Raw genomic sequence first — 11,535 nt, forward strand, 5'->3', positions numbered from 1 at the left:
ACCAGAACCGTACACGCAACGGCCGGGGCCGATCGACGGAAATATCTTCCGCCGACCGGCCCCGAACGCGATACGACGATCAGCCGCGCGGCTTCTCGCGCATCTCGTACGTCGCGATGACGTCGTCGATCTTGATGTCGTTGAAGTTTCCGAGGTTGATACCACCCTCGAAGCCTTCGCGGATCTCGGTGACGTCGTCCTTGAAGCGGCGCAGACCCTCGATGTTGAGGTTCTCCGCGATGACCTTGCCGTCCCGGAGGAGGCGGGCCTTCGTGTTCCGCTTGACCTCGCCGGAGCGGATGAGCACACCCGCGATGTTGCCGAGCTTGGACGAGCGGAAGACCTCGCGGATCTCCGCGGTGCCGAGCTCGACCTCCTCGTACTCCGGCTTCAGCATGCCCTTCAGGGCCGCCTCGATCTCCTCGATGGCCTGGTAGATCACCGAGTAGTACCGGACGTCGACGCCCTCGCGCTCCGCCATCTGCGCGGCACGGCCGGCCGCACGGACGTTGTAGCCGATGACGATGGCGTCGGAGCCCATCGCCAGGTCGATGTCGGACTCGGTGACCGCACCCACACCGCGGTGCAGGATGCGGATGTCGACCTCTTCACCGACGTCGAGCTGGAGCAGCGAGGACTCGAGAGCCTCGACCGCACCGGACGCGTCGCCCTTGATGATGATGTTGAGGTCCTGGACCAGACCGGCCTTGAGCACCTTGTCGAGGTCCTCGAGGGACACCCGGCGGGTGCGCTTGGCGAAGGCCGCGTTGCGCTCGCGGGCGGCGCGCTTCTCGGCGATCTGACGGGCCGTACGGTCCTCGTCGACCACCAGGAAGTTGTCGCCGGCGCCCGGGACGTTGGTGAGACCGAGGACGAGGACCGGGGTCGACGGACCCGCCTCTTCCACGTTCTCGCCCTTGTCGTCGAGCATGGCGCGGACTCGGCCGTAGGCGTCACCGGCGACCATCGTGTCGCCGACGCGGAGGGTACCGCGCTGGACGAGGACGGTGGCGACGGCGCCGCGGCCACGGTCGAGGTGCGCCTCGATCGCGATGCCCTGCGCGTCCTGCTCCGGGTTGGCCCGCAGGTCGAGCGAGGCGTCGGCGGTGAGGACGACGGCCTCCAGCAGGGAGTCGATGTGCAGACCCTGCTTGGCGGAGATGTCGACGAACATGGTGTCGCCGCCGTACTCCTCGGCCACCAGACCGAACTCGGTCAGCTGACCGCGGACCTTGACCGGGTCCGCACCCTCGACGTCGATCTTGTTGACCGCGACGACGATCGGGACGCCGGCGGCCTTGGCGTGGTTGAGCGCCTCGATCGTCTGCGGCATGACGCCGTCGTTGGCCGCGACCACGAGGATCGCGATGTCGGTCGACTTGGCACCACGGGCACGCATGGCGGTGAACGCCTCGTGACCGGGGGTGTCGATGAAGGTGATCTTGCGCTCTTCGCCGTTGACCTCGGTACCGACCTGGTAGGCACCGATGTGCTGGGTGATGCCACCGGCCTCGCCCGCCACGACGTTCGTCTTGCGGATCGCGTCGAGCAGTCGGGTCTTTCCGTGGTCGACGTGACCCATGACGGTGACGACCGGCGGACGCGCCACGAGGTACTCCTCGCCGCCCTCGTCCTCGCCGAACTCGATGTCGAAGGACTCGAGCAGCTCGCGGTCCTCCTCCTCCGGGCTGACGATCTGAACCTCGTAGTTCATCTCGCCCGCGAGGAGCTGGAGGGTCTCGTCGGAGACGGACTGCGTGGCAGTGACCATCTCGCCGAGGTTCATCATGACCGCGACCAGCGACGCCGGGTTGGCGTTGATCTTCTCCGCGAAGTCGGTGAGGGACGCACCGCGCGACAGGCGAACGGTCTCGCCGTTGCCGCGGGGCAGCATCACGCCGCCGACCGACGGGGCCTGCATGGCCTCGTACTCCTGGCGCCTCTGACGCTTCGACTTGCGGCCACGACGGGCGGGCCCGCCGGGACGGCCGAAGGCACCCTGCGTGCCGCCACGGCCACCGGGGCCGCCGGGACGACCGGCGAAGCCGGGACGCCCACCACCGAAGCCGCCGCCACCACCGGGAGCGCCGCCGCCACCGCCGGGACGGCCGCCGAAGCCACCGCCGCCACCGGGACGACCGCCGCCGCCGGGACCGGCCGGACGGCCGGCGAAGCCGCCGCCCGCGGGACGGCCGGCGCCGCCCGGACGGCCACCGGGGCCACCGGGACCACGGCCGCCGGGGCCGCCGCCGGGACGCGGACCCGCAGCGGGACGCTGCGGCATCATGCCGGGGTTGGGACGGTTACCGCCCGGAGCACCGCCCGGACGCGGGGCGCCGCCCTGCGGACGGGGCATCCCGCCCGGGGTCGGACGCGGAGCACCCTGGCCCTGCGGACGCGGAGCGCCACCGGGGCCACCCTGCGGACGCGGGGCGCCACCGGGGGCACCGGCACCGCCGGGACGCGGGGCGCCGCCGCCGGGACGGGGCGCCTGCGGGCGCGCCATGCCGGTGGAGCCGCCGGAGGTGAAGGGGTTGTTGCCGGGACGCGGACCCGCGGGACGGGCACCGCCCGGTCGCGGGGCGCCCTGGCCCTGCGGGCGCGGGGCACCCGGACGGGCACCCTGGCGCTCGCCGCCCTGACGCTCGTCGCGGCGCTCGCCCTGACCGCCGGAGGCGGCGGGACGGGCGGCCGGACGCGGGCCGGGGGTGGCACCCGCGGGACGCGGGGCCTGCTGCTGCGGCGCGGGGGCCTGGGCCGCCGGAGCCGAGAACTCGGCCGCGGGGACCGGAGCCGCCGGGGCGGGCTTGGCCGGCGCGGGCTTGGGACCCGGACGCGGGCCGGGGGCCGGCGCCGCGGCGGGGGTGCTGCTCTTGGGGGCCTCGGCGGCGGCCGGCTTGGGGGCCGGGGCGCCGGGCTTGGGGGCAGCGGGACGTGCCGCCTGCGCCGGGGAGGGCGCAGCGGGCTTGGCAGGCGCCGCCTTGCGGGGCGCGCTCGGCTTGGCAGCGGACTTGCCGGCGTTGCCACCGGGCCCCTGCAAAGCGTCGGTCAGCTTACGTACAACCGGCGCCTCGATCGTCGAGGACGCCGAACGGACGAATTCACCGAGTTCTTGGAGCTTGGCCATGACGACCTTGCTCTCAACCCCGAACTCCTTGGCGAGTTCGTATACCCGGACCTTAGCCACTTCGCTCCTTTTAGGTCCGGGTTACCGCCGGACCGTCGCTACTTCATGGGCGTACTCATCGCGTACTCATCGAGTGCTCATCGCAATCTCGACCTACTTCCAACTCGCGAGGTACCTGACCGCACGGGGTTCCGTGCCGTACTTCTTCTTACGGTGCTGCCTGCTCGACGTGCTGACGCACGGCCTCGCTGTCCAGCTGCTCCTTGACCTTGAAGGCCCGGGAGAGCGCCCGGCGGCGGACCGCCAGGTCGAGACAGACCGAGGCGGGGTGAACGTACGCACCCCGGCCGGGCAGCGTACCGCGAGGATCGGGGACGCAAGCGCCCTCGACCTCCACGATGCGCAGCAAATCGGTCTTGGCCGCTCGCTCCCGGCACCCCACACAGGTGCGCTCAGGGCATGCGCGGGCATGCGTCCGGCCAGACACGTTTAAGTCTACCTCCCCGTACCGACCTCACCCCTTTGGGGCAAAAATCGAACGGCCGTTGTCCTAAAAGATCGCCATGACGGCAACGGCAGCGGGGCCCGGCACTATTCCCGGACCCCGCGGCCGACTGTTCAGTCCTGCTCGGACGGCTGCTCCGTGTCCGGCCGGATGTCGATGCGCCAGCCGGTGAGCCGCGCGGCGAGCCGGGCGTTCTGGCCCTCCTTGCCGATCGCCAGCGAGAGCTGGTAGTCGGGCACGGTCACCCGCGCGGAGCGGGCCGCGAGGTCCACCACCTCGACCCGGGAGACCCGGGCCGGGGAGAGCGCGTTGGCCACCATCTCGGCCGGGTCGTCCGACCAGTCGACGATGTCGATCTTCTCGCCGTGCAGCTCGGCCATGACGTTGCGCACCCGGCCGCCCATCGGGCCGATGCAGGCGCCCTTGGCGTTGAGGCCGCTGCGGGTCGAGCGCACCGCGATCTTGGTGCGGTGGCCGGCCTCGCGGGCGATGGCGGAGATCTCCACCGAGCCGTCCGCGATCTCCGGCACCTCCAGGGCGAAGAGCTTCTTCACCAGGTTGGGGTGGGTGCGCGAGAGCGTCACCGAGGGACCGCGCACGCCCTTCGCCACCCGTACGACGTACGTACGAAGGCGCAGTCCGTGGGTGTACTCCTCGCCCGGGACCTGCTCCTGCACCGGCAGGATGGCCTCCAGCTTGCCGATGTCGACCAGGACGTTCTTGGGGTCCTTGCCCTGCTGCACGACACCGGTGATCACGTCACCCTCGCGCCCGGCGAACTCACCGAAGGTGAGGTCGTCCTCGGCGTCGCGCAGACGCTGGAGGATGACCTGCTTGGCGGTGGTGGCCGCGATCCGGCCGAAACCGGTCGGGGTGTCGTCGAACTCCTTGGCCTCCTGGCCCTCTTCCAGGTCGGCCGGGTCTTCCTTCGCCCACACGGTCACATGACCGTTCTCGCGGTCGAGCTGCACGCGCGCGCGGCGGAAGCTTCCCTCGGTGCGGTGGTAGGCGATGAGGAGGGCCGACTCGATGGCCTCGACCAGCAGGTCGAAGGAGATCTCCTTCTCCCGTACCAAACCCCGCAGGGCACTCATGTCGATGTCCATGGCTACGCCTCCTCTTCCTTCTTGTCCTTGCGGTTGAACTCGATCTCGACACGCGCCTTGGCGATCTCGGAGAACGCGAGGCGGCGGGCGGTGGCCTTGCGGCCCTTCACACCCGGCACCTCCAGGTCCACGCCCTCGTCGTCGACGCCCAGGATGCGGGCGACCAGCTCGCCGCCCTCGGTCGGCGTCAGCCGGGCGAGCCGCCCGGTGGCGCGCACGTAGTGGCGCGGCTCGGAGAGGGGGCGCTCGGCGCCGGGGGAGGTGACTTCGAGGACGTACTCCTCGTCACCCATCACGTCGCTCTCGTCGAGCGCGTCGGAGACGGCACGGCTCAGCTCGGCACAGGTGTCCAGCTCCACGCCCTCGTCGGAGTCCACGACGATCCGCAGCATGCGGCGGCGCCCGGCCTTGGACACCTCGATCTCCTCGAGATCGAGGTCCTTGGCGCTGACGAGCGGTTCCAGCAGTCCGCGCAGCCTCTCGCTCTGGGTCGTGCTCATCCGGGTGACTCCTCGGCCGCGTGTGCTGTTGTGGGTTCGTCGCGTGTCGAATCAAAGGGTATCCGGTCCCGGGGGGTGTTGCCGTCCACCCGGAGCGGGGCGCGGGTACGCTCGCCTGCGGTGATCACGTGGCGGCCCCCGGGCCCGGAGCCCACAGGGGAGACAGACGTGCCGGTGACCAGGACCGCGCCCTCGCGCAGAGCCGCCCTGGCGGCGACCGGCGCGGCCGCCGCGACCGGCCTCCTCGCCGCCTGTACGGAGGACTCCGGCGCGCCGGACGCCGAGCGCGTCGCGGCCGAGCGGGCCCGCGCGCGGGCGGCCCGGGCCGAGACGGCCCTGCGGCTGCGGACCTCGGCGGCGAGCGCCTCGCTGCGCGACCGGTACGAGGCGGTGGCGCTGCGTCATCCGGCGGTACGGGACCGGCTCGCCCCGCTGCGCGAGGAGGCGGCGCGGCACACGACGGCCCTCGCGGCTGACCACCCGCGCCCATCCGCTCCGCCCTCCTCCCCCGTGCCGGACGACCCGACCGAGGCGCTGCGCGAGCTGGCGGCGACGGCGCGCCAGGTCTCGGACGCCCATACGGCGGCGCTCACCGACGCGCCCCCCGAACTCGCCCGGCTGCTGGCCTCGGTCGCGGCGGCGGGCGCGGTGCACGCGTATCTGCTGACCCGGCGGGAGGGCGGCTGATGTCCGCCCTGGAAGCGGCCCAGGCCGCGCTCGCGGCGGAGCACGCGGCGGTGTACGGGTACGGGGTGCTGGGCGGCCGGGTCGCCGAGCCACGCGGCGCCGAGGCCCGGGAGGCGTACGCCGCCCACCGCGCCCGCCGCGACGCGCTCACCCGGACCGTGCGGGATCTGGGCGGGGTGCCGGTGGCGTCGGCGGCCGCTTACGCGCTGCCGTTCCCGGTGCCGGACGCGGCGGCCGCGGTACGGCTGGCGGCCGAGCTGGAGGACCGGGTGGCGGGGGTCTACTCCGACCTGGTCCGGGCGGCCCGGGGCGCGCTGCGCCGGGAGGCGGCGGCCGCGCTGCGGGAGGCGGCGGTGCGGGCGGGGAGGTGGCGGGGCGGCAGCGTAGCCTTTCCGGGGCTCGCCGAACGTCCGGGCCCGACCGGCTAGCTGACCAAGGGACGACGCACGTATGGCTTTCGAACCGCCTGAGCGGCTGGTCCGCGCGCTCGGCGAGACGTACGGGGACGCCGTCGCGGCGCGCCGGCTCGGGCAGCTGCCGGAGCTCGCGGAGGCGGCGGTGACGGGGCTCGGCCTCACGGTGGACCGGGTGCAGGCGCCCGGCGGCCGCAGCAGCCTGGTCCTGCTCGTATGGCGGCAGGACGGCACCGCGGCGGCCCTGAAGCTGGCGCCCGCCGAGGCACGGCCGGAGCTGGAGCGGGACGCGCTGCGGCACTGGGCCGGCTGGGGCGCGGCGCAGCTCCTGCCCCCGGACACGAGCTCGGACGCGGCGCGGCTCCTGCCCCCGGACGCCGCCTCCGCCCTTCTGCTGGAGCGCCTGCACCCCGAGGTGTCCCTGCGCTCCCTGCCGGAGGCGAAGGCGCTGCTGGAGGCGGCGGGGACGCTGCGGCGCCTGTGGGTGGAGCCGCCCGCGGCCCACGCCTTCGAGTCGGTGGCGGCGCGCACGGAGCGCCAATCGGTGCCGATGCGGGGCGAGTTGCCGCCCGAGCTGGCGCCATTGGCCGCGGCGGCCCTGGAGGCCCGCGACCACCTGACCGCTTCCGCTTCGGAGGAACTCCTCCTGCACGGCAACTTCCGCCAGAGCAAGGTGCTTTCGGCGGAGCGCGCGCCGTGGCTGACGGTGGGGCCGGAGCCGGTGGTGGGTGAACGGGCCTACGACCTGGCCCGGTTGGTCCGCGACCGCGTGGAGGACCTGATCGCGGCGCCCAGCGGGGCGTCGGTGGCGCGCCGCCGGGTGAACAAGCTCGCGGACGCGCTGGATGTCGACCCCGCGCGGCTGCACGGCTGGACCCTGTTCCGGGCGGTCGAGTCCGGCCTCCGCGCGCGGGCGGCGGGCCGCACGGAGGAGGCGGAGCTCCTGCTGGAGTTCGCGACGTGGCTGTAGCCGGCCCCGGCCCTCGTCTGCGGCTGCGTGGCGGGTCGCTCACGCCCCCGTTTTGGCCCGGCCTTCGTCTGCGGGTCGGTGGGTGGCTGGTCGCGCAGTTCCCCGCGCCCCTGATCCGCCCGGCCTTCGTCTGCGGGTGCGTGGTGGGTTGCTCGCGCAGTTCCCCGCGCCCCTGAAAAACCTCGTTCGTCTGCGGGCAGTGGCCTCTTCTCGCGCAGTTCCCCGCGCCCCTTAGGTAGTCGGCCGCAGCCGGAGACCCGAGCTCAGCCACAGGCGCTTTTAGGGGCGCGGGGAACGGCGCGAGAAGAGGCCACCGGGCCGCAGACGAAAGCGGGGTTAGGGGCGCGGGGAACTGCGCGACCAGCCACCCACGCAGCCGCAGACGAAAGCCGGGCGGGTCAGGGGCGCGAACGGGGGGAAATCCGGGGGCGGAGCCCCCGGAACGAGGGACTCAGCCGCGCAAGCGCGACACCGCCTCCTCCAGGGGCAGTTCCTCCCGCTCACCCGTCCGCCGGTCCTTCAGCTCGACCACGCCCTCCCCGGCCCGCCGCCCGACGACCAGGATCCGCGGCACGCCCAGAAGCTCCGCGTCCGTGAACTTGACGCCCGGCGACACCCCGGCCCGGTCGTCCACCAGGACCCGCAGCCCCGCCGAGGACAGCAGCGACGCCGCCTCCAGCGCCACCTCCGTCTGGAGCGCCTTGCCCGCCGCCACCACGTGCACATCCGCCGGCGCGACCTCCGCGGGCCAGCACAGGCCCTGCGCGTCGGCCGTCTGCTCGGCCAGCGCGGCGACGGCGCGCGAGACGCCGATCCCGTACGAACCCATCGTCACCCGGACCGGCTTGCCCTGCTGGCCCAGCACGTCGAGCTGGAACGTGTCCGCGTACTTCCGCCCCAGCTGGAAGATGTGCCCGATCTCGATCGCCCGGTCGAGCTTCAGGCCCGCGCCGCACGCGGGGCACGGGTCGCCCTCCTCGACGACGACCACGTCGAGGTAGTCGTCGACCGAGAAGTCCCGCCCGCACACCACGTTCCGCGCGTGCGTGTCCGCCTTGTTGGCACCGGTCACCCACGCCGTCCCCGGCGCGACCCGGGGGTCGGCGATGTAGCGGACCTTGTCCAGGCCCTGCGGGCCGACGTAGCCCCGTACGAGATCGGGCCGGTCCGCGAAGTCCTCCGCCGTCACCAGCTCCACCACCGCCGGCGCGAGGTGCTCGCCCAGCTTGCCCAGGTCCACCTCGCGGTCGCCGGGCACGCCGACCGCCACGATCTCGCCGTCCACCTTGACCAGGAGGTTCTTCAGGGTGGCGGAGGCCGGGACGCCCAGGTGGGCCGCCAGGGACTCGATGGTGGGGGTGTCGGGCGTGTCCAGCTCCTCCACCGGACCGGCCCCGGACGCGTCCACGGGCGCCGCCACGAAGGTCACCGCCTCCGTGTTCGCCGCGTACTCGCACGCCGGGCAGTCCACGAAGGTGTCCTCACCGGCGGCGGCCGGGGCCAGGAACTCCTCCGACGCCGAGCCGCCCATCGCCCCCGAGACCGCCGAGACGATCCGGTAGTCGAGGCCGAGCCGGGCGAAGATCTTCCGGTAGGCCTCGCGGTGCAGCGCGTACGACTCGGCCAGGCCCTCGTCCGTGGTGTCGAACGAGTACGAGTCCTTCATCTGGAACTCGCGCCCGCGCAGCACCCCGGAGCGCGGCCGCGCCTCGTCCCGGTACTTGGTCTGGATCTGGTAGAGCATCACCGGCAGGTCCTTGTAGGACGTGCACTGGTCCTTGACGGTCTGGGTGAAGATCTCCTCGTGGGTGGGCCCGAGGAGGTAGTCGCCGCCCTTGCGGTCCTTGAGCCGGAACAGCAGGTCGCCGTACTCGTCCCAGCGGCCGCTCGCCTCGTACGCCTCCTTGGGCAGCAGCGCCGGGAGCAGCACCTCCTGGGCGCCGATGGCGTCCATCTCCTCGCGGATGATCTGGGAGATGTTGTCCAGGACCTTCTTGCCGAGCGGCAGCCAGGTCCAGATGCCGGCCGCGTTGCGCCGGACGTATCCGGCGCGGACCAGCAGCTTGTGGCTGAGCGTCTCCGCGTCCGCCGGGTCGTCGCGCAGTGTCTTGACCATCAGACGGGACATGCGCTGGACCTGGGCGGCTGCCATGGGGAACTCTCCTGTACGTACACGGGTGGTGCCAGGAGGTTATCCGCGCGCCACGCGCGCGTGGAAATCGGTTTACGGCCGCCGCAGCGGCAGGTGCGCGCCCATCACCGCGTACGGCCTCGCCGCGCTCGGGAAGTGGACCTGGCCGGCGAGGTCGAGATAGCCCAGCGCGCGGTAGAGCGCCCGTGCCGGGCTCTCGGTGTCGATGGCGGAGAGGATCGACCTCGGCTCGGTCGCGCTGTCGGTGATCCTGGTGATGAGCTCGCGGCCGACGCCCCGGCCCTGGTGGGTGGGGTGGACGTGGAGCTCGGTGATCACGAAGGAGTCGTCCAGCCAGGCGTCGGTGCCGTTGTGGCGCAGATACGGCTCGACGACCGTGGACCACCAGTGCGCGCGGTCGTTGGGCATCCCGTACACGAAGCCGACGAGCCGTCCGTCAGGGGTGGTGGCGCCGAGGGCGCGTGCGCCGGGGCAGGCGAGGTGGCGCAGCACGATGTGGCGGCGCACGCCGACCTCCTCCGCGCTGAGCCCGAAGGCGACCGCCTGCACGGCGAGGGCCTCGTCCACGCGGGCGGCGAGGTCGAGCGGTCCGACCGTCACCTCGGGGGTCCGGGGACCGGCTCCAAAGGAAGGTGCCATGGTCCGCACCCTACTGTCCGGGGGCCGTCCGGAGAGACTGTCAGAAGAGCACGCTCATGAACGCCCCGGTCTCCCGGAAGCCGACGCGGCGGTAGCAGGCGCGGGCGGCGGTGTTGAAGTCGTTCACATAGAGGCTGACCACGGGGGCCACGTCGGCGAGCGCGTAGCGCAGCACGGCGGCCATGCCGGTGACCGACAGGCCCCGGCCCCGGTGCTCGGGGGCGACCCAGACCCCCTGGATCTGGCAGGCGCGCGCGGTGGCCGCGCCGATCTCGGCCTTGAAGACGACCTTGCCGTCCTCGACGCGGGCGAAGGAGCGGCCGGAGCCGACGAGTTCGGCGACGCGGGCCTGGTAGAGCAGCCCGCCGTCACCCGCCATCGGCGAGACGCCGACCTCCTCGGTGAACATGGCCACGCAGGCGGGCATGATCACGTCCATCTCGTCCTTGCGGATCCTGCGGACGTACGGGTCGGGGTCTATCCCCTCCGGCATGCGCTCGGTGACCATCAGCGGCTGGTGCGGGCGGACGTCGCGGGCCGGGCCCCAGTGCGGCTCCAGGAGCTTCCAGAGCTGGGCGGTCGGCTCGGCCGGGCCGACGATGGAGGAGCAGCGGCGGCCGGTGCGGCGGGCGCGGTCGGCGAAGGCGCGGACGGCTTCGGGGGTGGCGCAGATGGGGACGAGGTTGGCGCCGGAGTAGCAGAGCGAGCGGAGCTTGCCGTCGGCGTACCAGCCCCACATCTCGCCGCCGAGCCGCCAGGGGTCGAGGCCGGCGACCTGGACGCGCGAGGCCACGAAGGCGTTGGCGACCGGATCGCTCTCCAGGACGGCGAGCGCCGCGCCGAGGTCGCCGGGTTCGAGGACCCGGGTGGTGGTCTGCGTCAACACGTGGGGCCTCACCATACGGTCTGCTGATCTCCGCACTGTACCCGGCCGAGCGCCCGTCCGCGGCGACCGCTTTGCCCCGGCCCTCGTCTGCGGCCGCCCCTCTTTTGGCCCGGCCTTTGTCTGCGGGTCGGTGGGTGGCTGGTCGCGCAGTTCCCCGCGCCCCTAACCCCGCTTTCGTCTGCGGGTCGTGGCCTCTTCTCGCGCAGTTCCCCGCGCCCCTAAAAGCACCGGTGGCTTAGCTGAGGTCTCCGGCTGCGGCCCTACCTACCTAAGGGGCGCGGGGAACTGCGCGACCAGCCCGCCACCGGGCCGCAGGCAAACGCGCAGCGAAATGCCGCACGGGGCCCGGGGGCCCGGCCCCACCCACCCCCGGAGGGTTTAGGGAAGGGGCGGGGTGGGGGGAAATCAGCCCGCCACAGACACCTGCGGCTCGCCCGACGTCACGCCCGCCTTCTCCATCTGCTCCGCAATCTTCATCGCTTCCTCGATCAGCGTCTCGACGATCTTCGACTCGGGCACCGTCTTGATGACCTCGCCCTTCACGAAGATC

Annotated in this window: 10 protein-coding genes and 1 pseudogene; 3 read left to right on the forward strand and 8 right to left on the reverse strand. The window is 72.9% G+C overall.

Annotation, left to right across the window (positions count from 1 at the left end):
• Positions 1-79: 79 nt before the first annotated feature.
• The 4 genes from infB to rimP form a co-directional block, all read right to left on the reverse strand.
• On the reverse strand, positions 80-3,187 hold the full coding sequence (gene infB, locus ABD236_RS29865; RefSeq protein WP_344079016.1) for a translation initiation factor IF-2: 3,108 nt from the start codon (positions 3,185-3,187) through the stop codon (positions 80-82).
• A gap of 148 nt (positions 3,188-3,335) precedes the next feature.
• A complete protein-coding gene (locus tag ABD236_RS29870; protein WP_344079018.1) occupies positions 3,336-3,614 on the reverse strand; it encodes a YlxR family protein in 279 nt (92 codons plus the stop codon).
• Between the two features lie 131 nt (positions 3,615-3,745).
• Positions 3,746-4,738: a transcription termination factor NusA gene (nusA, locus tag ABD236_RS29875; RefSeq protein ID WP_344079020.1), complete on the reverse strand. Its 993-nt coding sequence runs from the start codon at positions 4,736-4,738 to the stop codon at positions 3,746-3,748.
• 2 nt (positions 4,739-4,740) lie between these two features.
• On the reverse strand, positions 4,741-5,238 hold the full coding sequence (gene rimP, locus ABD236_RS29880) for a ribosome maturation factor RimP (protein ID WP_344079022.1): 498 nt from the start codon (positions 5,236-5,238) through the stop codon (positions 4,741-4,743).
• A 168-nt stretch (positions 5,239-5,406) separates the two neighbouring features.
• On the opposite strand from rimP, the gene ABD236_RS29885 reads away from it, so the two are divergent.
• The 3 genes from ABD236_RS29885 to ABD236_RS29895 are packed head-to-tail and all read left to right on the forward strand — an operon-like array spanning position 5,407 to position 7,308.
• Positions 5,407-5,925, forward strand: coding sequence for a hypothetical protein (locus ABD236_RS29885; RefSeq protein ID WP_344079025.1), 519 nt, complete (start codon positions 5,407-5,409; stop codon positions 5,923-5,925).
• Positions 5,925-6,353: a ferritin-like domain-containing protein gene (locus ABD236_RS29890; protein ID WP_344079027.1), complete on the forward strand. Its 429-nt coding sequence runs from the start codon at positions 5,925-5,927 to the stop codon at positions 6,351-6,353. The genes ABD236_RS29885 and ABD236_RS29890 overlap by 1 nt, the downstream gene beginning before the upstream one ends.
• Before the next feature lie 22 nt (positions 6,354-6,375).
• A complete protein-coding gene (locus ABD236_RS29895) occupies positions 6,376-7,308 on the forward strand; it encodes an aminoglycoside phosphotransferase family protein (protein ID WP_344079029.1) in 933 nt (310 codons plus the stop codon).
• 451 nt (positions 7,309-7,759) lie between these two features.
• On the opposite strand, the gene ABD236_RS29900 is transcribed toward ABD236_RS29895, so the two are convergent.
• The 4 genes and pseudogenes from ABD236_RS29900 to ABD236_RS29915 form a co-directional block, all read right to left on the reverse strand.
• Complete coding sequence (locus tag ABD236_RS29900) at positions 7,760-9,460, reverse strand: proline--tRNA ligase (RefSeq protein ID WP_344079032.1); 1,701 nt, start codon at positions 9,458-9,460, stop codon at positions 7,760-7,762.
• Positions 9,461-9,532: 72 nt separating this feature from the next.
• Positions 9,533-10,099, reverse strand: coding sequence for a GNAT family N-acetyltransferase (locus ABD236_RS29905; protein ID WP_344079034.1), 567 nt, complete (start codon positions 10,097-10,099; stop codon positions 9,533-9,535).
• A gap of 40 nt (positions 10,100-10,139) precedes the next feature.
• Positions 10,140-10,982 (reverse strand): GNAT family N-acetyltransferase, encoded by an 843-nt coding sequence (locus ABD236_RS29910; protein ID WP_344079039.1) that lies wholly within the window; start codon positions 10,980-10,982, stop codon positions 10,140-10,142.
• 408 nt (positions 10,983-11,390) lie between these two features.
• Positions 11,391-11,535, reverse strand: a pseudogene (locus ABD236_RS29915) (flavodoxin-dependent (E)-4-hydroxy-3-methylbut-2-enyl-diphosphate synthase); the annotation flags it as partial.

The organism is Streptomyces crystallinus, from assembly GCF_039521265.1.
Lineage (GTDB): Bacteria > Actinomycetota > Actinomycetes > Streptomycetales > Streptomycetaceae > Streptomyces > Streptomyces crystallinus.